The organism is Spiroplasma phoeniceum P40, from assembly GCF_003339775.1.
GTDB lineage: Bacteria > Bacillota_I > Bacilli_A > Mycoplasmatales > Mycoplasmataceae > Spiroplasma > Spiroplasma phoeniceum.
In genome coordinates this window covers 1,465,429-1,487,423 of sequence record NZ_CP031088.1, presented here as the reverse complement: position 1 = coordinate 1,487,423, position 21,995 = coordinate 1,465,429, and the positions used below count along the sequence as shown (strand labels likewise).

Below are 21,995 nucleotides of genomic sequence, written 5' to 3'. Positions count from 1 at the left end.
TCTCCTTTCTTTTTTATTTATCAAAAATAAAAAACCAAATAATTTTAATAAATAGTTGGTTTAATTTTTTATCGTATTTGATTTAAAATATTTTCAATATTATTAACTTTATCAATTAAAGCTTCCATAATTTGTTCTAAATTGCTTAAATTGTTTTCTGTTGTTGTTTTAATCTCGTTAATTAAATCGCTAATTGTATTTTTGATATTATTTTCAACCATATAATTTCTCCTTTCTAATTTTTGATATTAATAATTCATCATTTATTTTTCTTAAAAATTATTTTTTTAATAATTTGGTGATTATTTTTGCATTGTAAAGTCAAAAATCAAAGATTATAACTTATTTTTTGTTTATTAATAAATTCTAGTCTCGCTAAACAATGCCGAGCATACTTTTTACAATATCAGCCGCCTTTTTTGTTTTTGGTTAATTTTGTAAAGTACTCATTGATATAACACTGACATTTATTAATTAATCCTCTCTTATTTGTTAATTTAATTTTTAACTCTTTTCAACAGAGTTCTTTTAAAGACACTTTCAAATCCTCCTTATAAATAGTAAGATTTCTAAATTTTTTTATTGTGGAACACTTACCCTTTAACCATTGCAGATTAAAGATTTATCCCCAAACCACAATAACTCTTTTATATTGCCTAAAAGAATTGCCTCCATTATGTCGTAGCGGTACGGCCACCCCTATATTGTTTATCCTCGCTTGCTTGGTTTTACGACATTCCAAGTAGGAGAGTTTTATTCGGTTGGTTTTGCTATTATTTTCTTAAACTAAGCAAGGTTAACGACAATTTTAACCTAATTAAAAAAGATAGAATTTTATATCTATCTTTTTCTTAGTTTTTGGTAAATTTATACCAACCGAATATTTTACGCGGTCAAAAGTTAAACAAAAAAAGTTAGAATTTATTTTTATCAAATTATTTGCAAAATAAGAAGAAAATTTAAATAATAATTTGTCATTAGATTATAACTTCATTAATGAATACATTTTAAAAATAAAAAAGGGGAAATTCAATTTTCTCTTTTTCAAAACATAGTTTTTTAATTTTCTCCTCTTAAACATCCAATTGCTTCAATTTCAACTAAAGAATTTTTAGGCAAATTTGCAACTGCAACAGCAGAACGAGCTGGAAAATTTTCTGTAAAATATTTTTGATAAACTTCATTCATTGCTGGAAAATCATTAATATCTTTTAAGAAAATATTAAATTTAACAACATCTGTTAAACTGTAACCTGCTGATTGTACAATTGCTTTTAAATTTTTTAAAGCACACTTTGTTTGTTCTGTAATTGTTGTTCCTTCAATCATCGTTGTTGTTGAATCTAATGGCAATTGACCAGAAACATATAAGAAGTCCCCTGTTTTAACTGCTTGTGAATATGGTCCAATTGCTTTTGGCGCCAAATGTGTTGAAATAATTTTTTTACTCATAATAATTAATCATTCCTTTCTGACTTTTTAAAAATCATTGTTAAAATATTGATGATATTTTGCATTTTGTAATCGAAGTGCAACAAATCAACTTTGAAAGGAGTTGATTTTTTATTGAAAAGAAACATTATTTTATTTTGCGGTCTTATGGTTAAAGGATTTTATTATTTATCATGTATTTTAACTGTGTCACACTAGTTTTTATATGTGATTTGATTAAATAATATCAACTTAAAACTTATGATTTTATATTTTAATAACTATTGTTAAAAATTAAATAGTATTTTTCAGTGTGCCAATTTTTATTATTTTATATATTTAACAATGTTTATTAACAGTGTTTATTAAGCATTAAATAAAAAATATATTAGCATTATTTATAACATTGTTAATAATCATTGTTTATTACAATTAAAAAACATTATATAAACATTAAATATAACAATGTTTATTAAATAAATATTTAGTTAGGAGATGATAAAATTGAGTAATTTTGTTAAGAAAAATCAGAATGTAGAAAATTATTTTATTAGTAAGGAATTTATCCCTTTTACAACAGATAAAGCAAGTTTTATTAATTTAACCAATCATAATCGTCATATTGGGTTTTGATTTAGTAATAAGTTTATTTATCCGAGTGAAAAACATTCGGATCAAGTAGCAATCGGTTTGATTTATGATAATTCTTATCCTATTTTTATAAAGTATGATGAAAATTTAAAGCGAAATATTTGAAAGTATTTAACTGGAACAGCGTTAATTAATTTATATAATCAATATAAACAAAATTATTTTACCAAAATTAAAAAAGCATTATTTTCAAGTGAACATCAAAAAGTAAAAATAAATAATAATAATAATAATTTAATAAATTGAAGTGATGAAAAAGTACAACAATTAATTAATGACTTAGAAAGTTTAAATTAAATGAGTTTATATGATTATTGAGTTCAATTTGTTAGTTATATTATTGGTTCAAATGCCCCTGAGTTTTTATATGTTATATCGTTTGTGTTATTTATTGTTTTGTTTTTTGGAATGTTTTTTAAACTTATTCAAAAAATGTGGAGTTTTTAAATATGCAAAATGATTGAATTAAATTAAAAGAGTTTTTTATTCATGTCTTTTTGTTTATAGATAAAACAAATGTTGAAACTATTACAACTTGAAATTTAACTCAAAATGAATATTTAACTTTAATGGTTGGTATTTGAATTGTTATTTTGTTCTTAACTTGGTTTTTCTTGTGAATGGTTTTTAAGATAGTTGGTATTTTAAATAATGAAAAAGTTTATATTTTTCTTTAAAAACTATTGTTATATTAGTGGTTCAATGTTTTTGTTTAGTTTGGTTAATTTATTATTTTGGATAATTTCTTTGTATTGTGTTGGTTTAGTATTTTGAATATTATTTGCTTTACAATGTGTTTATTTTGTGTGATGATTGTGAAAAAATATTTTTTATCAGTTAAACGCTTTTCGGTTAGTAAATTTTGTTTGAGATAATCCTTTATCAGTTATTATTGGTAAGTTAGGAACTGGAAAAACATTGCTTTTAAATTATTTATCGCAAATGTCAATCTATGAAATTATTGACAGATGAAATTTATAGTAATTATCCGTTAGAAGATGATAAAGTTAAAGTTTTAACATTTAAAAATTTAGATTTTACCGATCGAACAAAACTAGTCCCACCCGATGATAGTGTTATTTTATTTGATGAAAGTTATTTGTATATTGATGGAACTAGTCCTCACGATGAGAAAAAAGTTCATAGTGGTAAAATACCATGAATTGTTTTAGCGAGACATTTTGGTAATCGTGCGTTGTTTACTGTTCAGCGTGAGGGTATGATTTGAAATAATATTCGCCAGTTAGCAAATGGAATTATTATTCCAATTTCATTTAAAAAACCTGTTGCTAAGAAAGGATTTAATTTTTTTAACCGTTTCTTTATTATGCGAATTGGTATTTTCGAAGATATTACCGATTATGAAATTTGAAAAACAAAATCAGTAGAACGAACAGCAGAAGGTAAAAGAGCAAAACATAAGTCGGATGTTGGGTTAGGAATTCGGTTTTTTAAAATAATTATTCCGCTTGAATTTGCTAATAAGTATGATAGTCAATGGTTAAAATTTGTGCGTGATTTAAAGAATGATGAAATTGTTAATAAAAAAGAATATTATTGGTCGGAAATCACAAAATTAAGCGTTAAAGAGCGATTAGAATTGTTTGATATTGATATTTTGAAAAAGAATTTAAAACCTAAAAAAGAGAAAGGAAATAGGAAAGATGATTAATTTATTAGTTGAAAATAATAATAGTAATTGAGATAAGATTTTTAATTTTGCTTTTGATATATTTTTGTTTATTTTTGATGTAATTTGAAATACAAAGTTACCGATGACAAATACGTCAATTGCTTATTTTTTAATCTTTTTTATGGTTATTAAGTTATCTATTTATGCAATCCATGTCACAAGAACTCAATACAATGAATTAGGTTCAACAGTTAATAGTGGTGTTTCGCAAATATATTCTTCAACAGTTCGCGGCTGATTCTGATACTAAACAAGGTATGCAAAAACATATTAAAGAGCGTAAAAAATTTAAAATTAATCGTAATAAAAAACAATTATCAAGTTTAGCAAAAAAATCAAAAACAAGAGAACAAGGATATAGGAGAGTGCATAAATAATGATTAAATTAGTTTTATTGGTGGTAGCAATTGCGATATTTGGTATTGGTTTTATTACTGTTATTATTAATCAATTTACATCGGCAAAAAATATTATTATGGATTTATATAATTCTGATACTTGCTTGATTTGATTATTTGGGAGAATGGCAATTTTATTTAGTCATCCGTTAATGTTAACAATATCGATTTTATATATTGTTGGGTTTATTTTTTCAAAAACATTGTATAGTTAGGAGTTGAGTTTATGAAAAAATCGTTATCTTTATTTGCCATATTTATTTTAAGTTTTTTGGGTTTGGTTATTCCACTTATTACTTTAACGGCGTTTAGACCGTTAAATGGAGAGCATTATACGCTTAAACAAGAGAATAATATAGTACTAATAAAGGTATTAATGAAACTGATTTTATTAATACAATGTTTTTACGCAGTAGTTTTTTTGAAAATTGGTCGGAAACAAATTATTTTATTAATCCAACTTTAAAAACATCAAAAAAATTATCGTTTAATGATAAATGGTATTTGGATTTTTTACAAGATAGTTATTCTACGGGAGTTGTTTATGATAAACCTGGTGGAACATTTTTAAATTATTATCAACAATGACATAGTTTAAAAAGTCGATATATGTATTACCAATTAAAACAATTATTTCACTAATAATAATTTTAATAATAACTTTTAAATTTATTATTCGAATTTTTAATAAATTAACAAATTTATAAATATTTTTATACAGAGAGAAAACCATAATAATACCTTAAATATAATTAAATTGATATTTTTACACTATACACTGTTTACAAGTTTTAAAAGAAAGTAGGTATATTTATAAAAAATATTATAAAAATTTATTTCCCAAATCTATTACTAGTATGGCCCTTAATAGAAATATTCTTATTTTTATTAAATCCTACTAAAAAAATATTTTTCATAACAGACTCAATATTATGAATAATAAACAATATAGATTTATCAACTATAGAAAATATAATTAAATTTATATGTATAATAGGAATTTTTATTATCCCAATATTAACGATAGTAATAAAGTTTATTAAAAAATAAATTTGTAAACAGTGCATAGTGTAAAAATAAACAATAAAATTATTTATTTAACTCACATAAAAGCTAGTGTGCCTTAGCTAAGATATATGATCGATTATAATAAATATTAAAATCCTTTAACCATAACACGGAAAAAGTTTAAGATTTTAATAATACAAAATATAGCAAATGGAATTAATATAATTCACGCTTCACCTAAGAAAACCATTATCTCAGGTAAAATATTTGTTATACCTTCTTTAACTTTTCATAATGCACTAGTCAAACTAGTTCAAATACCAGTCATACCCTCAGTCATAGTTTTGGGTGTAGGTGCTGTTAAAAAATTAAACGCTGTTGTTAAATACATACCTAACATTATTTATTACTCTCCTTTCTTTCAATTTCTTTTTTTTCTTTTTTCTTTCCTCGAATTTGTTTAATTTTTTGATAAATTGATAAGCCAATTCAAGCAAAAATCCCTAATATAATAACAACACTAAATATTGTCGTTAATCAAGTTGGCATATTACATCTCCTCTCTAAAAATATTGCGACACGCTTCGCGTGTTCGCTACGCTCAAAATAAACCATATTGAATAAATTACAGCTAATAAATTACGCGGATAATTTATTCATTTTCTTTTACATTATTAATTACTATCTTATTTACAGTATTAATAACAATATCTTTTCCATACTTAATTACTAAGGACCGCAAAATAAAATAATGTTTCTTTTCAATAAAAAATCAACTCCTTTCAAAGTTGATTTGTTGCACTTCATTTTACATAATTCATTTATAAAAAATTTTTAAATTTAAGTATTTTCTACTATAATTATTAAAACTATAAAATTAATGTTTGATCAATATTTCTAAATAATATAATCATACAAATTTTAAGGAAAGAGAAAGGAACATAAGTAGATGAAAAAAGCAGTTTTTTCTGATTTGGATGGAACTTTATTAAAGGATAATCATCGGTTTAGTCGGTTAACAAAAAAAACAGTTAATTCAATTCAAAAAAAAGGAATCCCTTTTGTTGTTACAACAGGGCGCCTAGCTAATGATGCAATTCGTCAAGCGCGAAAACTAAAAGTTCATAAGTATGATGGTTATGTTTTGGCAAATAATGGAGCAAGTGCTTATTCTTTTAAGACTAATAGTTTTTTATGAATGATGATTTTTACAACAGCAGAAATTAAAACCATTTTTGATTTTACTTATCGCAAATATAAAGTTCATTTTTTTAGTAATAATAGTACTTATGTTTACGAATATGGTGAGAATTCTTATTATTGATCAAAAATAATGCGAACAAAATATAAAATTATCACCAAGGTCGCTGATATTACAGAAGATATTACACATGCTAGTGTTATTGCCCATCAGTCCTTAGATGATAAGGGTGCTAGTGAATTAATGACAAAGTTACGACAATTATTACCGCAATTAGATATTACTCAATATAATAATCGTGTTTTTGAAATTGCTTGCAAGGGGATTTCAAAAGGTAGTGCCTTGCAATTTTTATCCCATCATATTGGAATTGATATTAGTCAAACTTATTCATTTGGTGATTCTTATAATGATCTTGAATTAATTCGCCAAGCTGGAGTTGGTATTGCGGTTAGCAATGCGATTGATGAGTTAAAAACAATGGCAAATGAAGTAACATTATCAAATCGTGAAAATGGGCCAGCAAAATATTTGCAACAGTTTTTCTTAAAAAAATAGTACTTTTATGATATGATAAAAAAGCAAGAGAATTCAGTAAAGGAGAGAATTAAAATGGCTGTAAATGAAGTAAAAAATATTGATGAATTCGAAAAAACAATTAGTGATGCAAAGTTAACTTTAGTTGATTTTTATGCTGATTGATGTGGACCATGTAAAATGATTGCTCCAATTATTAATGAATTAGCAAAAACGCGTAGTGATGTTAATTTTATTAAAGTTAATGTTGATGTTTTACAAGATCTTGCTCAGCATTATGGAATTTTATCAATCCCAACATTAATTATCTTTCAAAATGGAAATGAATTAAAACGTAAAACAGGATTTGTAACTGCTAACGAAATTGAACAAGATTTATTAAGTTAACAAAGTTTTTACTAATAATTTAAAAAGGAGAAGGTGAATAAAAAATGGCAATGTCAATGAAGAAACGTCGTCGTTTAATGGCAGAGAAAAAAGCGGCGAAAATCTTGGCTCGTAAAGAAGCTGCAAAAAAACAAAAAGAAGAAACAAAAGTTTCAAAGTAGGATATTTAATTTTTAATGGATAATGTTTAATTTAATGAAGATATAGTAATGAACTTTTTAAATCAAAAATTTATTAAATCATCAATTATAACACTAATTTATCTAAGGATTTTTATAAAATTAAAAAATATTTTACAATAAAAAACAGTTTATAAAATAGTAATAATTTAAAATAATAAATTTAGAAATAAAAAAGTAGTTTTTATTTTATCCTAAAATAGAAAACACAACAGCAGAAATTAAAGCAAAACCAAGGTTAATTCCAAGCGTAGCAAGCAGAATAAAACCTTTTTTCTTTAAATATCAGACATAACCATTATATTCCGTTTTCAAATGTGAATATTTTGTAATAATACGAAAACCAAGGTCTGCTTGTCAGGGTGCTAATTCTTTTGTTGTATTTAGTTTTCGGAGTGGATTTTTAACTAGAATTCAGTTAGTAATAAACATTACTAAAATAATAATAATTAGAATACCAAAGAAAATTTGCGATAAGTCACTATTACTTAACTGTAATTGTTTTTGACATAATATTAGTGGCGTCATGATGCTAACTTGGATTAATAAAAAAATAATATTAGTAATTAAACTAATAATTCAAAAATTTTTAAGAGATGTTTTCATTAGTTAATTAAATTTTTTAGGAAAATTTTTATTAAGTAAGTTAAAAAATGCTAACAAATTCATCCTCAGCAATTCGTAAGCGAGGGAAACTTGTTCCTTTAACATTGTCATCATAATATCCAAATAGCATTCCTAACGATAAATGTCATTTTGTTGGGTCCACAATATTATGTTTTGTAAAAAATGAGGTTGCTTGCAGTTGCGTAATTCCGCCCATAATACTTGATCCAATTTTTAATTCAGCAGCTTGTAATGCCATAAAACTAGCGACAAGATGTGTTTGTTCATCCGAAAACATATTTGGACTTGGATAACTTTTTAAGTAATTACTCATTCCTCGCACATTTGTTTTTAATGTTTCACCACTAAAAATTCGTTCTAAGCGATTGGTTAAAAATTCTTCAGATGTTAAATAATCACCATTTGCTCCTAATAGTAATGCTAAAATTGGGGCATCCTTTACTTTTTGCTGATTGCCAGGCATAAAACAGTTTAATGCTGCTTGTTCTTTTAATTTTTGATCTTTGATAATAATAACTTTTACTGGTTCTAAGCCATTAGAACTAGGTGCTAAGGCTCCAGTTGTTAAAATTGTTTTTAAATCACTTTCACTAACTGCTTTTGTTTTATCATAGATTTTAATTGCTTTTCGAAACTTTGCTGCTTCTTGTACGCTCATAATTTTCTCCCATTCTGTAATTTATTTATAAATTTATTATACGCTAATAAAAATGTAATTAAAAGTGCTTAAATTAATAACAAATTTTGGAACAATGTTATAATTAAAAAGATAAAAATTTAGAAAGGGTAATAAAGATGGAATTTTCGCATAAAGCAATTGAACAAAAATGACAACAATATTGAGAAGAACATCAAACTTTTAAAACAACAAATAATTCAGAGCAAAAAGCTTATATTTTAGATATGTTTCCATACCCATCAGGAGCAGGTTTACATGTTGGACATCCAAAAGGATATGTTGCAACTGATGTAATTAGTCGTATGCGAAAATTGCAAGGTTATGATGTTTTGCATCCAATTGGTTGAGATGCATTTGGTTTACCAGCTGAACAATATGCTTTAAAAACAGGGAATGATCCAGCAGAATTTACTTTTCAAAACATTGCTAATTTTCGTAACCAATTAAAAGCACTTGGCTTTAGTTATGACTATGAAAAAGAAGTTAATACTTCTTCACCAGAGTTTTTTAAAACAACACAATTAATTTTTGAATTATTATATCAAAATGGATTAGCTGAGATGCGTGATGTTGATGTTAATTGATGTCCTGAATTAGGTACAGTCTTAGCTAATGAAGAAGTCTTAAATATTAATGGAAAAATGGTTTCTGAACGTGGACATTTTCCAGTTTTTAAAAAACCAATGCGACAATGGGTTTTAAAAATTACTGACTATGCAGAAAAATTATTAGCAGGATTAGATGAAGTTGATTGGCCAGAATCAGTTAAAGAGTTACAACGAAATTGAATTGGAAAATCAGTTGGTGCTGAAATTAAGTTTGCGGTCCAAAATAATCCAGAAATTATTAATGTTTTTACAACCCGTGCTGATACAATTTTTGGTGTTGAGTATCTTGTTTTAGCACCTGAGCATCCATTAGTCTCAAAATTAACAACACCTGAATATGAAGCTGCTGTTACAAAATTTTTAGCAGCAACAAAAGCAAAAACTGACTTAGATCGGCAAGATATTAGTAAAGAAAAAAATGGAATGTTTATTGGTAGTTATGCTATTAATCCAATTAATGAAAATCTTATTCCAATTTGAATTGCTGATTATGTGTTACCATTTTATGCAACTGGTGCTGTGATGGCTGTGCCAGGTCATGATGAACGGGATTATTTATTTGCTTTAAAATATCATTTACCAATTAGTTATGTTATTGAAGGAGAACATCATAATAAATTACATAATAAAGATGGTAAACATATTAATTCTGATTTTTTGAATGGTTTAATGACAGAAGAAGCAACAAAAAAAGCAATTGATGTTTTAACAGCAGCTGGAAAAGCGAAAGTTAAAACTACTTATAAACTTCGTGATTGGTTATTTTCTCGTCAACGATATTGAGGAGAACCTTTTCCAATTATTCATTGAGAAGACGGTTCAATTAGTTTAGTTGATGAAACAGAATTACCTTTAGAATTACCAAAAATGACAAATATTAAACCATCACAAACGGGAGAATCACCATTAGCTAATGCCACAGAATGATTAACTGTTATTGACAGTACTGGAAAAAAAGGACGCCGAGAAACTAATACGATGCCGCAATGAGCGGGTAGTTGTTGATATTATTTAGCTTATATTTTAATGGAAGATAAGCAACTGTTAGACTTACGTAGTACTAAAGCACAAGCTTTGTTAAAAAAATGATTACCAGTTGATTTATATGTTGGTGGCCAAGAACATGCTGTTTTGCATTTATTATATTCACGTTTTTGACATAAATTTTTATATGACCAAAAATTAGTTCCAACTTCTGAACCATTTTATAAATTAGTTAATCAAGGAATGATTTTAGGGACAGATGGTTTAAAAATGAGTAAATCAAAAGGAAATGTGATTAATCCTAATGATATTATTAAATCACATGGGGCTGATACATTACGTTTATATGAAATGTTTATGGGACCAATTGAAGCATCATTGCCTTGAAATCCAAATGGGTTAGATTCAGCACGAAAATGATTAGATCGCGTTTATCGTCTTATTAAAAATAATAATTTTTCGCAAGATAATAATCATGAGTTAGATTTTGTTTATCATAGAATGGTTAAAAACAGCACAGAAATGTTAGAAAAATTAAGTTTTAATACAGCAATTTCACAACTAATGGTCTTTATTAATGCTTGTTATAAAATAAAAGGTCCAATTTATCAACCGTATTTTGAAGGGTTTAATAAAATGTTAAGTTTGTTTGCTCCACATTTAGCAGAAGAAATTTGAACAAAATTAAATCAACCATCATCAGTTGCATTGTCAACATGGCCAAAATATGATGAAAAATATTTACAAAAAAATGAGGTTATAATTGCAGTTCAAGTTAATGGTAAATTACTTGCTAAATTAGAAGTACCACTTGATACATCAGAAGAAGAATTATCAGCTTTGGCTAAAGCTAATAGCAATGTTCAAACCTTTTTAGATAAGCATGAGATTATTAAAGAAATTATTATTAAAAATAAAATTGTTAATTTTGTTATAAAATAAATAGAAAAGATATTAATTATTTAATCAAAGGAGAAAAGTAATGCAATTTGTTCGTTCTAGCAATGGACCATGAGGTTTTTTTGACCCAGCAGGTTCATATCTGCCAAGGGCTGATTGAACTGACCAGTGATTTTTTAAAGGTCATAATTATGTCTTTCAATTAGTTGGCATTAGTATTTTTGTTTTAATTATTGGTTCATTATTTGTTTGCAGAAAGTATTATGCAAAAACTGTTAATTGACAATGGTTTCGGATTTCAATCGGGATTTATCAAATTATAACTTATTTCTTAACATATGCGATTTGAGTAACTTATTTAGCAGTTGTTTTAAAAACAGAGTGAATTTGAGGACCGGTGGGACCTTCGCAAATTCGTGGTTTAAGTGAAGTTATGCCATTACACTTATGTAGTTTACACCAGTTATTATCGGGCTTTATTTTAATTTTTCCTAGTCGAAAATTTTTTGAAGTTGTTGCTCCTTCAGCAATTGTTTTACCAATTTTAGCAATTATAACGCCGGTTAATGGTTATTGAAGTTTAGATAATTTCTTTTACTATAATTACTTTATTCTTCATACATTAATTATTTTTGCTTATTTATATGTTTATAAATATGGTTTAGTGGGAAAGCCTTATAGTGGTTTATTATTTAAATGACAGTTATTATGATTAACATTATTTTCTGTTATTGCAGTAATTTGAGACTGAATTTTTAAAACAAACCAATTATTTGTGGGGCCAAGTAGCGGTGAACCATGGAACAAGGGTGGTTTTAATGTTGGTGGTTGAAATACAAACTTTATTGGTGCAAAATATATGTGGCCATTTGCTTGATTACCAATGTTTTTCTTAGGAATTGTAATTGTTTCATTAACCCATATTTTATTATTTTATCTACCACAAAGTTTTTTATATGATAAAAAAACAAAAAAATTAGAATCTGTTCCTCGCGGCGTATGTAATAAATTTCATACTAAAGAAGGATTAACTTACATTACTTTTACTTTTAAATATATTTTTTGATCAGATAATAAAATTCATTATTATCTTAATCAAACTAATTTATTAAAATTTACTGATATTGAATTATTAACAATTCGCAATAAGAATCATAGTTAGCAAAGCTAATTATTTTTTATTTAATTAAGTTTTCAATTTAAAATAAAGGTATAATATAACTAAATGAAAGAAAAGGTGGCGAGAACAATGGTTAAATATGCAATTATTGCAAATGATTATCAAGAATCAACACAGTTAGTTAATAAAATTATTAAACTTTTACAAGAAAATAAATTAAAAGAAGATCTTAGTAACCCACAGTATGTTTTTATCATTGGCGGGGATGGAACTTTATTAAGAGCGGTTAATAAATTTCAAGATATTATTGATAAAGTTTTTTTTATTGTAATTAAATCTGGTTCATTAGGATTTTATGCCAACTATGATGAAAATACTTATCCTAAAGCAATTAAAGCAATTATTAATAATAAAGTTCATATTCGCCAAATGCCATTATTAGAAATTAAATATAATGGTAATATTATTCGCTATGCATTAAATGAAGCAAAAGTTGTTGACAATGTTAAAACAATTCGTACTGACATTTATGTTAATAATGATTTGTTGGAGCATTTCCGGGGAAGTGGGCTTGTTTTTGCAACTAAAACTGGTTCAACAGGTTATATGCGAGCAATTAATGGTTCCATTATTGCATCTAATATTTCCACTCTATGGCAATTAAAAGAAATTGCTCCGGTAGCAAATTCAACTTTTTCCACAATTAACGCTTCAATTATTTTAGACCAAGATCAAATAATAAGGTTAAATGGTGAGTTGAAAGGAAAAAGTTTAGTGATTGATACTTATGAATCAGAAATTTTAAGTTCCGATGTAGAGTTAAAAATTAGTCAAAAAACATTGAACTTATGCTATGATAAAGAAAATGATTTGAGTCTAATTGCGAAGATGAAGTTATTATTTGCTCATTGCAATGATAACAGAGGAGATGATTAATAATGAAAACTGAATATATTATTATCATTGCTGTGGCAATGATTTTAATGCTGTTGTTTATTTTAATTATGATTTTTCGGAAAAAGATTTTTAATTTTCAAAAAATTATTGTTCCAAAACAAGCGCTTTCTTTTTCTATTAATGATTTAATTAATATTTTAGGAACAAAAACAAATATTACAATGGTTAAAGCAACCTTAACTCGGTTGCGAGTAACAGTAAAAGATTTAGACGAAGTTGATTTGGTTTTGTTAAAAACTAAATTTAAATTAAAAAATATTGATATTGTTGCCCAAACTGTTATTTTGCCATTTGGCAATATCAGTTTAGCAATAAAAGATGAAATGAATAAAATTATTGGAACATAATTATTACAATTTTTTTATTATTGTTTATTTTTATCTGCAAATAATTTGTTAAAAGCACTTTCGTGCTTTTTTTGTTACTTTTAAGAGATAATTTAATTATAAAGTGGAGGAAGAATTGCAATGATATTTGAAGAGTTTATTTTTTATGTGCCAGCGTGAGGACGATTAAAGCAACCTTTCAATAAAAAATTTAATAAAAATCAACGCCGCTATAAAGACAGAAATGAAGAAGCAAGGAATGGCGGAAGACAATTATATAATGATTGAGAAAATAAATTAACAAAAAATGAGAAAAAGGAATTCAAGGAGTATTTGGAACAATATAACGGAAGTCATTATGAACTAATTAATGAATATTTACGAAAGACAAATGCAAAAATATATCATGATATTGAAGCTATTCCAGCTGAACTTAAATTTACAAAAAATGATTTAAAGAAAGTTAATGATAAAATTTTAAAATTAGATAAATCATTTCAAAAAGCAAAAAAAATGAAAAATTAGTTGTTTTTCGTCGGGTTAGTGACTATCAATTTTCAGACCATGATCTTAATTTACGTGATGCAAATAATAAAATTAATCGTGATTTATTTACGCAAAACTAATAAAAAATAAAAAAAATTTGCTAATTATAAATAGTTTTTCATAAATTAATAGTATAATTTAAATACCTTAAAGCACAAAATAATTTATTTTAATCAAAAACAGCAATCATTAGGAGGTTATAAGATATGGCCAAACAAAAGTTAACTAAATGGTATTATAACAATTTAAAGGTTAATAATTGAAATTTATATGTTGCTGTTTCTGAACAAGGTATAACTTTTATTGGTTCTAATAACAAAGGGTTTAATGAATTAGAATCTTGGTTGAAGAAAAAGGGACCAAATATTTTATTAATTGCTGATCAAGAAGGAAAAACGAACCTTGTTATGGAGCAATTAACGGAATATTTAATGGGAAAACGAACATTTTTTACTTTAGCGTTTGATTTCACTGGTACTTTGTTTCAAAAAAAGGTTTGAGCAGAAGTCGCTAAAATACCATATGGAACAAAAACTTGTTATGCTGATATTGCACAAAAAATTGGACATCCGCAAGCAATGCGAGCTGTGGGGACAGCAATTGGCAATAATGCCATCACAATTCTTGTTCCCTGTCATCGTGTTTTAGGCAAAAATAATGCTTTACTTGGCTATCGTGGTGGGTTAGAAATGAAAGCATTTTTATTACAATTAGAAAATATTTGATAATTAGTATTTGTTATTTTAAATTTATGCTTTGTTAAAAGTAGTTTTTATTACAATTAATTTTATTTTTAATTAGTATGTTGATTATCAACAATAAATTTTTAATATATTAAAAGGAGAAAAAAATATGGGAAAGTTTCATACAATAGCAAGTAGTTTATTAGTGTTTGGAACTATTAATATGACATTTGTACCTACTTCTAGTTTTATTAATCAAAAGTGATATATTACAGAACTATCACCAACAGCAGTTTCATCACTTGACGAAGATGATTTTATTTATTCAGGCTATTTATTACAGTATTTTATTTATAAGTCTTCCAATATTGACCAAAACAAAACAGTAAAAATGATGGAAAACAATATTGTTACTAATAAAGATATAATTTATAATACTAAAACTAATATTAATAATGTGAGAATCGATACGAAAGAATTATTTGAAATGTCATTAATGGCCTCGATTATTAATACTAGTATTTATGGAATGAAAACTTGGAAAGAATTTTTTGCCGAAGCATATTCAAAATGAATGACAATGCCAAACGAAATGAAAAATAAAAGCTGAGAGATTTTAAATAATTTTTTTATTGATATTTATACTCAGCTTCAAAAAGAAAATTTTGGTTCCCGAATTACTTCTTTACAAAAACAACGTGCTAAAATTGATCAGTATGTTGCAAAGTCAAATATTATTTATAATACTAATTTAACAACTAAAGCAATTGATGCAGTTGATTTAAAATATTTTTTGCCATCTTTTGAACTTGGTTTACAACAATTAATTCCCCAAAATAGGAAATTATGAGCACGGAATTATACTTTTAATGTTCTTAAAACAAGTTTAATTATGTGGCAGTCAAGTGGAATGCAAGATATTAAAACTGATAATGTTAGTTTTGACGGAAATATTCTACGAAATAGCATTATTAATGATGGTAAGCAGGATTTAACAGCGGAATTAGGAAATATGATGAATGATTCATATACGCGAGCATCACAATCAGCGATTATAAAATTTGAAAATTTTATGAATACTAGTAAACAGCAATATTATTCATCATTTGATAAGTTAGATGAAGATTTAAAAAAGATAACAGAATATGAAAATAATTATTATCATGAAAAAGGGAGCACTATTTTCTTAAAAGATAGCGTGCAAGCAATGCAAAAATATTATCAATGAACTGATGAACTGATGGAGTTTCTTAAAGAACAAATTTTAAATTTATTTAATATGACTTATGCAATAACTGGTGACAATTTTAAATATTTTTTAACTGGATTTTTATTTTCTCCTGATGCACCATTGTTAGAAGAAGGTAGACAAACAGCAGCTTATACAAATTATTCTTTTCAATCATTACCAGGGTCAAATCGTTTTATTTCAACTAGAAGGGCTTATATCGTTATTTCTGCAAAAGAATTTGATAATGTTTTGCAGGGAAAAACTATTTCTGAATATTTAATTGGATGATGAAGCTCACCAAATGTTTTTTGTACTTTGAATCATGAGATGGGGCATGCTGTTGATGTTTACTATGGAATGATTAAAGAAGCACGAAATGTTGCACCAAAATATTTTAAGAATCTTGTAAATAGTTTAGGTATTAAAGGACAATATATGGGTAACATTTTTGGCTATGATGATATTGCAAGTTATAATCAAAACGTTAACATTATTAAAATTGTTTTAATTATTATGTTTGGTGCTTTTTGCATAAGTATTATTATTGCCGTTGTTTGAGGTACTAGTCGTAAGATTAGACCTCAAAAGAAATAGAAATGGTAAAAATGCAACAATATTGCATTTTTTATTTAAAAATAAAGGAGGAAAAAATGAGTAGTAAAAAACAAATGACAAAATTTGGATTTATTGTTTCATCATTAGGTGCAGCAATTGGATTAGGGGTAATTTGAGGATTACCTGGTTATATTAATAAATATGGTGGATTTTATTTTTTCTTAATATATATTTTTGCATTATTAATAGTGGGAATTCCACTATTAATTTTTGAATTTAACTTAGGAAATCTTCGACGTAAAAGTGTAATTAACATTTTTGATAAGGAAAGTGTTCGCTTTAGTCGCTTTATGGGTTGGTTTCAATCAACTTTAATGATTATTATTCCGATTTATTATGCTGTTTTGGTTGGTTATACTATTATTTCGATTGGAATTGAATTTAGTCCTACCTTGATTAGTAATGTTCATGGAAATATTTTTAATCATCAGATTTTACAACGTGGTGGTTTTGGCGTAACTAACAATAGTGGTTTTCAATGAATTGTATTTTTAGCTTTTTTATTTGTTGTTTTGTTAGTTGGTCTTGTCTTATTATTTGGAATTAGGGGAATTGAAAAAGTTAATAAGTTTTTTATGCCCTTATTATTTTTAATTATTTTAATTTTAGCAATTTATATTTTAACAGTTCCAGGGAGTCATCAAGGATTAGCAACGTTGTTTTTAACAAATAATTTAGAGAAATTAAAGCAAAGTCAAACATGATGTAGTGTTTTTTCCTTATCTTTTTTTACAACATCATTAGGAATGGGAATGATGATGCGCTTTGCTGGTGTAGGTCCACATAATCAAGATAATGCTTCAAAAGCTTACTTATTAGTAATTGGAATTTTATTTTTATCCATTACTAACTTAATCTTTATTTTTGGTGCATCAGGGGCTATTGTTAATAATTTGGTTACTGATAAAAATGATATTTTATTATTTCAACAACAAATTGCTACTAAGTTTGGTAATGATTCAATGGTTTTTGTTTTTAATGTTTTGCCAGAAACTTTCCATATTATTAATCAAAATACTGTTGTGGGAGTTGGGAATTTCTTAGGAGTTTTATTCTTTTTAGCTTTATTTATTGCCGGATTAAGTACAACGGTTGGTAATGTTGAAGTTATTGTTGATGCTATTGAAACACAATATGAAATTAGTAATCCAAAAGTAATTTGTGGGATTTGTTTAACAATTATTGTTGTTGGTTTATTACTAGTTTTTGAGAGTACATATCAGGTAATTAATTCCTTTCAATTATTAGCAGCAGGATTAGATTTAATTTTAGTATCTTTAGCACAAGTTATTTTCTTTGTTTGATATGCAAAAAAACTACATATTGTAATTAATTACAATAACCAAGTATCATGAATTAAATTAAATAAGTTATATAAAATTATGATGTATTATTTAATTCCACTTATATTAGTTGTTATTATTGGTTTTTCAGTTTATAATTTTATTATTAGTTGTACAAAAAACGCTTGATATATCTCAGTATTAGCTTTTGTGTTAGGTATTTTTGTACCAGTCCTAGTTGCAAGTCTGAATAGTTATTATGGCATAAAACGAGAAAAAGGAGGACATAAACAATGTTAGTTACCATCGCCATTGTTGTTTTATTAGTTTTAGCAATTTTATTAGCAGTTGCTTTTGGCTTTTTTATCTATAAAGATTGACAACGTAGCCAGCATACATTAGAAGTTGATCAGAAATTAGCATTAGAACATAAGTTAGAAGAAGATTTAGAACCAAGTTTAGATCATAAAACTAATGAAAGAAAGTAAATTTAATATTTTTTAATTATCATGCTGTTTGATAATTTCAATTAATTCTATTGATGATGAGTAGTTTTTTATACTAGTTAAAAATTCTTTTTTTGCAAATAGTTTAGCAATTGATTGAAGTAATTATATATGTGAAAAATTATCTTCTGCAGCAAGAGCTAAGCAATATTTAATATGGTATTTGTCTTCTTTTTGAAATTTAACTGGAATTTTAAAATATGTAAAACTTATTCCAGTTTTTAAAATTGTTGAATCAGGCATAATATGCAATAATGCTAATTTGGGTGCCACAACATAATAATGACCTAAATCATTTGTTATTTCATTTAGTGGGAAAATCAGTTTTAACATAATTATTTGTAATTAATAATTCAGATGATAATTCAATTGCTTGTTCTCATTTATTAATTGGTTTTTCAATATATTGTAATAATTTTTCATTAAATATTTTCATTTTTTATAAACCTTTCTATTTTTTATTATTTTTTATTATAGAAAGAAGATGGTAAAGTACAAGAAAATTAATTGTTTTTGTATTTTTTTTATTAAAATGCAAATTTTTTGAAAATTTAATACATTATAATTTTTAGTGAAGGAGGGTATAAATGATTCCAATAATTGCTTTGGATTTATATAATTTAACATCCTTAGAAAAATATGTGGCAATTGAAATCAATAAAAAACCGGAATATTTTTTAAATAATTCAATCACAATAACTAGTAAAAAACTAGGAATAGCAACATCAACAATATCAAGATTATCGAAAAAATAGGATATAAAAATTTTAAAGAACTTAAAATGTTTATTTATGAAAAAATTAAACAGATTAAAAGTAGTTTTAATTTTCAATATAATGATAATTTACCTAATTTAATTCAAAAAATTAAAAATATTAATTTATATTCTATTTTTGAAACAATTAATAACTTAAATTTATTATAATTAGAAAATATTATTAACTGTATTTTTACTTCTAAACGTATTTTTATTTTTGGGGTTGGTTCATCTTTTGTTATTGGTTCTGAATTGAATAATATTTTAATTAAATTAGGGTTTAATTATTATACATAGCAAGATTTTCATGGTCAGTTATTGTTTTTAAATTGATTTAATAATAATGATTTGATGATTCTTTTTTCAAAATCTGGTTGTACGCGTGAAATTATTGAATTACTTAAATTAAGTAGAAAAAACAATATAAAAACGGTTTTAGTTACAACTAAGCAGAATAATAGTGATTTGATTCAACCAGATTATAGAGTTTTATATCATTCTTATTTAGATTTAACTTATTTTTTAATTATTTCTAGCAATATTTCGCAACTAATTATAACTAATATTTTAATAACAATTTTAATAGATAAAAAACCATCAATATATGAAGAAATTCAAAAAGGTGTTATTTTAATTAATAATTGAAATAAAAAAGGAACTATAGTATAAAATTAAGAACTAATTTTGTTTCAATTTTTAATTATGTGGGTTCTATGTAAAATTAATTTTTTGTAGATTATCAACTTAAGTACAAGTTTTTATTAAATCAAAATAAAGACTAAACATTTTAAACACTTCTAAATGTGTTTTTAAAGTTTATTTTTTTCTTGGTCGATTATTTAATAAAAGTGTTGTTTATTTGTCATATTCTTTACTGTATTTATTTAAACCTATATCTTTCCATAATAATTTATTTTCGTGTTCAATAGTGCTTTTTCTCATGGTAAATCTGGTGTTGTAAAATAAAATGGAATGCTAGTCATTTGTGCAAATTCTTTTCACATCGTAAATTCGGAACCATTATCCAATACTAATGATTTATAATATTTCATAATTGCTGGGTTTTTAAAAAAATTAATTAACTTAATATTTACAGTATTTGTCGCTTTATTATCAAGATGACAAATATAATCTAAATTTGTTAGTTTTTTAGTGATTGTTAGTTTAAAACTTTTTATATTTTTACCCTTAATTAAATCAGTGTCAAAATGACCAAAATCCAATCTATCTCTTTTAATTTCAGAAATATGTTTTTTATTTTTGGTAAATTTCGGTTTTGTGTGGCTTTTATAATGTCGCAAGGTTGTTTGAGACAAGTAAAATGCTTTAATTTTTATGTAACGATAAATTGTAGAGATAATTTTCCCTAAAGTAGTATCTGAATAATTAAAACCAAAACTTTCTTTTTCAAAATTAGATAGTTGTTTAAAACGACCAACAATTTGTTCTCGTAATCAAAAATTTTTTAATCCATGATTAATATATTTTCGTTGGTTAAAATTAAGTCTTTTTTTATTCCCACATTTACTTCAATGATATTTATAATGTAATATTGCTTGTTTTGCAATGTATTTGGTACCTTCACAACGTTTTAATTCGCGTGATATTGTTAATTCGTGCTTATTTAAGCGCTTGGCACATTCACGATTTTTTAATCTTTGAATTTTATAACTTTCAAATAATGCTCGTTATTCTATGATAAAATGCTTATAATTCATATTTACTATTCTTTATATTAAAACATAAACAGTATAACATATGAATTTTTTACTTTATATAAACTTGCAATTATTATGATAATCTACAACCAAATTAAGACTAATAAAAATAAATAGGATTTATAAGAAAATCCTATTTTTTCTGTATAATAAAAACAAATATCAACAGTATTTCAATTCTACCATATAGTTTAAAAAACAAATATTTTAAAAAGTGGAAGAATTAAATAAACAATTTGCGATGCTTGTGCCATTAGTTTTTATTGCTCTTAAACCTATAATTAAACCTATAAATAGAAAAGATACAAGTCATTCCAATTTTTTCCTTCTTTATTAGTTAAATTATATAAAAATATATTTGTTTGTAAATACCTTTATTACGTGTTTTAAGACCTAAATTAGCAATAGCGCTAGAATTATATAGTTTTGGTTTTAATGCTTTTAATCTAAATGAAAATGAAGAAGACTTAATGGTTCGTTCTCGGATTATGAATAAAAATTATTTAATTCTAGCTTATTCATTATTTGGTGATAATGAAGCAGTTAACAAAGCATTAACAATTGCAAAAGAAAAAGGAGTAACGATTGTAGTAATTTCTGGGAAAGATATGTCAAAAGCAGTTAAATTAGCAAATTGGTCGCATATTATTTCAACCCCAAATCAACGAGTAAATGATCATAGAAATATATTAACTTTAATAAATTTTGTAAAAGTATTGTATATTCTCATTTTAGTATTCCCCTTTTTTAAAGAAATGTGTTTTAATAACTGTGTAAATAAGATACTTTTAAATTAAGCGGTTTAATGATTAACTATTTTTAAAAATAATCTAAAGTTATTGTTAAACTGATACCTAAAATAATATTTGAACTATCTTCTTAATTTTGTTGTATTTTTATTAATAAGGTATTATAATAATAAAGTAATTAAAATAGGTCAAAAAAGAGCACAACCGTGCTCTTTCTTTAA

The 21,995-nt window shown here is 25.3% G+C and carries 28 protein-coding genes and 3 pseudogenes; 21 read left to right on the top strand and 10 right to left on the bottom strand.

Going from position 1 to position 21,995, the window contains the following annotated elements; translation table 4 throughout:
- Positions 1 to 68 precede the first annotated feature (68 nt).
- The 3 genes from SDAV_RS12225 to SDAV_RS09075 all read right to left on the bottom strand — a co-directional run bounded on the left by SDAV_RS12225 (position 69) and on the right by SDAV_RS09075 (position 1,452).
- Positions 69 to 221: a hypothetical protein gene (locus tag SDAV_RS12225; protein WP_158500808.1), complete on the bottom strand. Its 153-nt coding sequence runs from the start codon at positions 219 to 221 to the stop codon at positions 69 to 71.
- A 14-nt stretch (positions 222 to 235) separates the two neighbouring features.
- Positions 236 to 538, bottom strand: coding sequence for a hypothetical protein (locus tag SDAV_RS09080; RefSeq protein WP_114565112.1), 303 nt, complete (start codon positions 536 to 538; stop codon positions 236 to 238).
- A gap of 521 nt (positions 539 to 1,059) precedes the next feature.
- Positions 1,060 to 1,452: a RidA family protein gene (locus tag SDAV_RS09075; protein ID WP_114565344.1), complete on the bottom strand. Its 393-nt coding sequence runs from the start codon at positions 1,450 to 1,452 to the stop codon at positions 1,060 to 1,062.
- Between the two features lie 474 nt (positions 1,453 to 1,926).
- Here SDAV_RS09075 and SDAV_RS09070 point away from each other — a divergent pair, with 474 nt between their 5' ends.
- From SDAV_RS09070 to SDAV_RS09045, 6 genes and pseudogenes are all read left to right on the top strand, one after another.
- The gene (locus tag SDAV_RS09070) at positions 1,927 to 2,379 is read left to right on the top strand and encodes a DUF3627 domain-containing protein (RefSeq protein WP_114565343.1); all 453 of its coding nucleotides are present in this window, start codon (positions 1,927 to 1,929) and stop codon (positions 2,377 to 2,379) included.
- Between the two features lie 152 nt (positions 2,380 to 2,531).
- Positions 2,532 to 2,759: a DUF2649 family protein gene (locus SDAV_RS09065; protein WP_114565342.1), complete on the top strand. Its 228-nt coding sequence runs from the start codon at positions 2,532 to 2,534 to the stop codon at positions 2,757 to 2,759.
- A pseudogene (locus SDAV_RS09060) lies at positions 2,734 to 3,754 on the top strand (hypothetical protein). The gene SDAV_RS09065 and the pseudogene SDAV_RS09060 overlap by 26 nt, the downstream one beginning before the upstream one ends.
- Positions 3,747 to 4,152, top strand: a pseudogene (locus SDAV_RS09055) (hypothetical protein). Before SDAV_RS09060 ends, SDAV_RS09055 begins: the two co-directional pseudogenes overlap by 8 nt.
- Complete coding sequence (locus SDAV_RS09050; protein WP_114565341.1) at positions 4,152 to 4,388, top strand: hypothetical protein; 237 nt, start codon at positions 4,152 to 4,154, stop codon at positions 4,386 to 4,388. The pseudogene SDAV_RS09055 and the gene SDAV_RS09050 overlap by 1 nt, the downstream one beginning before the upstream one ends.
- A gap of 11 nt (positions 4,389 to 4,399) precedes the next feature.
- Positions 4,400 to 4,803 (top strand): annotated as a pseudogene (locus SDAV_RS09045) (spiroplasma phage ORF1-like family protein); the annotation flags it as partial.
- Positions 4,804 to 5,329: 526 nt separating this feature from the next.
- Here the strand turns inward: SDAV_RS09045 and SDAV_RS09040 are convergent.
- The 3 genes from SDAV_RS09040 to SDAV_RS12220 form a co-directional block, all read right to left on the bottom strand.
- Positions 5,330 to 5,581 (bottom strand): hypothetical protein, encoded by a 252-nt coding sequence (locus tag SDAV_RS09040; RefSeq protein WP_114565340.1) that lies wholly within the window; start codon positions 5,579 to 5,581, stop codon positions 5,330 to 5,332.
- Entirely contained in the window at positions 5,581 to 5,730 is a 150-nt protein-coding gene (locus SDAV_RS09035; RefSeq protein ID WP_083436084.1) for a hypothetical protein, read from the bottom strand. The genes SDAV_RS09040 and SDAV_RS09035 overlap by 1 nt, the downstream gene beginning before the upstream one ends.
- Before the next feature lie 103 nt (positions 5,731 to 5,833).
- Positions 5,834 to 5,983 (bottom strand): hypothetical protein, encoded by a 150-nt coding sequence (locus tag SDAV_RS12220; protein ID WP_157092878.1) that lies wholly within the window; start codon positions 5,981 to 5,983, stop codon positions 5,834 to 5,836.
- 147 nt (positions 5,984 to 6,130) lie between these two features.
- Here SDAV_RS12220 and SDAV_RS09030 point away from each other — a divergent pair, with 147 nt between their 5' ends.
- Entirely contained in the window at positions 6,131 to 6,940 is an 810-nt protein-coding gene (locus SDAV_RS09030; protein ID WP_114565339.1) for a Cof-type HAD-IIB family hydrolase, read from the top strand.
- A gap of 54 nt (positions 6,941 to 6,994) precedes the next feature.
- A complete protein-coding gene (gene trxA / locus SDAV_RS09025; RefSeq protein WP_114565338.1) occupies positions 6,995 to 7,306 on the top strand; it encodes a thioredoxin in 312 nt (103 codons plus the stop codon).
- Positions 7,307 to 7,674: 368 nt separating this feature from the next.
- On the opposite strand, the gene SDAV_RS09020 is transcribed toward trxA, so the two are convergent.
- Both SDAV_RS09020 and SDAV_RS09015 read right to left on the bottom strand, forming a co-directional pair.
- Positions 7,675 to 8,091: a hypothetical protein gene (locus SDAV_RS09020; protein ID WP_114565337.1), complete on the bottom strand. Its 417-nt coding sequence runs from the start codon at positions 8,089 to 8,091 to the stop codon at positions 7,675 to 7,677.
- Positions 8,092 to 8,131: 40 nt separating this feature from the next.
- Positions 8,132 to 8,770 (bottom strand): nitroreductase family protein, encoded by a 639-nt coding sequence (locus SDAV_RS09015; protein WP_114565336.1) that lies wholly within the window; start codon positions 8,768 to 8,770, stop codon positions 8,132 to 8,134.
- 137 nt (positions 8,771 to 8,907) lie between these two features.
- Between SDAV_RS09015 and leuS the strand changes: the two genes are divergently transcribed.
- The 9 genes from leuS (at position 8,908) to SDAV_RS08965 (ending at position 18,532) form a co-directional block, all read left to right on the top strand.
- Entirely contained in the window at positions 8,908 to 11,325 is a 2,418-nt protein-coding gene (gene leuS, locus SDAV_RS09010) for a leucine--tRNA ligase (RefSeq protein ID WP_114565335.1), read from the top strand.
- A 40-nt stretch (positions 11,326 to 11,365) separates the two neighbouring features.
- Positions 11,366 to 12,445 carry a TMEM164 family acyltransferase gene (locus tag SDAV_RS12705; RefSeq protein ID WP_222611546.1) on the top strand — a complete coding sequence of 360 codons (1,080 nt, stop codon included), beginning with the start codon at positions 11,366 to 11,368 and terminating at the stop codon, positions 12,443 to 12,445.
- Positions 12,446 to 12,532: 87 nt separating this feature from the next.
- On the top strand, positions 12,533 to 13,339 hold the full coding sequence (locus SDAV_RS08995; protein ID WP_114565334.1) for an NAD(+)/NADH kinase: 807 nt from the start codon (positions 12,533 to 12,535) through the stop codon (positions 13,337 to 13,339).
- A gap of 2 nt (positions 13,340 to 13,341) precedes the next feature.
- Positions 13,342 to 13,707 carry a PTS transporter subunit EIIB gene (locus SDAV_RS08990; RefSeq protein ID WP_114565333.1) on the top strand — a complete coding sequence of 122 codons (366 nt, stop codon included), beginning with the start codon at positions 13,342 to 13,344 and terminating at the stop codon, positions 13,705 to 13,707.
- Between the two features lie 120 nt (positions 13,708 to 13,827).
- Entirely contained in the window at positions 13,828 to 14,211 is a 384-nt protein-coding gene (locus tag SDAV_RS08985) for an ADP-ribosyltransferase (RefSeq protein ID WP_245938370.1), read from the top strand.
- A 227-nt stretch (positions 14,212 to 14,438) separates the two neighbouring features.
- Complete coding sequence (locus SDAV_RS08980) at positions 14,439 to 14,960, top strand: methylated-DNA--[protein]-cysteine S-methyltransferase (protein WP_114565332.1); 522 nt, start codon at positions 14,439 to 14,441, stop codon at positions 14,958 to 14,960.
- A 124-nt stretch (positions 14,961 to 15,084) separates the two neighbouring features.
- Positions 15,085 to 16,740 (top strand): hypothetical protein, encoded by a 1,656-nt coding sequence (locus SDAV_RS08975; protein WP_114565331.1) that lies wholly within the window; start codon positions 15,085 to 15,087, stop codon positions 16,738 to 16,740.
- A gap of 56 nt (positions 16,741 to 16,796) precedes the next feature.
- Complete coding sequence (locus SDAV_RS08970; RefSeq protein WP_114565600.1) at positions 16,797 to 18,344, top strand: SLC5/6 family protein; 1,548 nt, start codon at positions 16,797 to 16,799, stop codon at positions 18,342 to 18,344.
- The gene (locus tag SDAV_RS08965) at positions 18,338 to 18,532 is read left to right on the top strand and encodes a hypothetical protein (protein ID WP_114565330.1); all 195 of its coding nucleotides are present in this window, start codon (positions 18,338 to 18,340) and stop codon (positions 18,530 to 18,532) included. The genes SDAV_RS08970 and SDAV_RS08965 overlap by 7 nt, the downstream gene beginning before the upstream one ends.
- Before the next feature lie 123 nt (positions 18,533 to 18,655).
- Here the strand turns inward: SDAV_RS08965 and SDAV_RS13550 are convergent, their stop codons facing one another.
- Complete coding sequence (locus SDAV_RS13550) at positions 18,656 to 18,883, bottom strand: PTS sugar transporter subunit IIA (protein WP_245938369.1); 228 nt, start codon at positions 18,881 to 18,883, stop codon at positions 18,656 to 18,658.
- Between the two features lie 254 nt (positions 18,884 to 19,137).
- Here SDAV_RS13550 and SDAV_RS13545 point away from each other — a divergent pair, with 254 nt between their 5' ends.
- The 3 genes from SDAV_RS13545 to SDAV_RS13535 all read left to right on the top strand — a co-directional run bounded on the left by SDAV_RS13545 (position 19,138) and on the right by SDAV_RS13535 (position 19,976).
- Positions 19,138 to 19,305: a hypothetical protein gene (locus SDAV_RS13545; RefSeq protein WP_245938368.1), complete on the top strand. Its 168-nt coding sequence runs from the start codon at positions 19,138 to 19,140 to the stop codon at positions 19,303 to 19,305.
- Positions 19,306 to 19,331: 26 nt separating this feature from the next.
- The gene (locus SDAV_RS13540; RefSeq protein WP_245938367.1) at positions 19,332 to 19,475 is read left to right on the top strand and encodes a hypothetical protein; all 144 of its coding nucleotides are present in this window, start codon (positions 19,332 to 19,334) and stop codon (positions 19,473 to 19,475) included.
- 150 nt (positions 19,476 to 19,625) lie between these two features.
- Complete coding sequence (locus tag SDAV_RS13535; RefSeq protein WP_245938366.1) at positions 19,626 to 19,976, top strand: SIS domain-containing protein; 351 nt, start codon at positions 19,626 to 19,628, stop codon at positions 19,974 to 19,976.
- 221 nt (positions 19,977 to 20,197) lie between these two features.
- On the opposite strand, the gene SDAV_RS08950 is transcribed toward SDAV_RS13535, so the two are convergent.
- Complete coding sequence (locus SDAV_RS08950) at positions 20,198 to 20,530, bottom strand: hypothetical protein (RefSeq protein ID WP_151202527.1); 333 nt, start codon at positions 20,528 to 20,530, stop codon at positions 20,198 to 20,200.
- Positions 20,531 to 21,513: 983 nt separating this feature from the next.
- Between SDAV_RS08950 and SDAV_RS13530 the strand changes: the two genes are divergently transcribed.
- On the top strand, positions 21,514 to 21,822 hold the full coding sequence (locus SDAV_RS13530; RefSeq protein WP_245938365.1) for a phosphoheptose isomerase family protein: 309 nt from the start codon (positions 21,514 to 21,516) through the stop codon (positions 21,820 to 21,822).
- Positions 21,823 to 21,995: the final 173 nt, after the last annotated feature.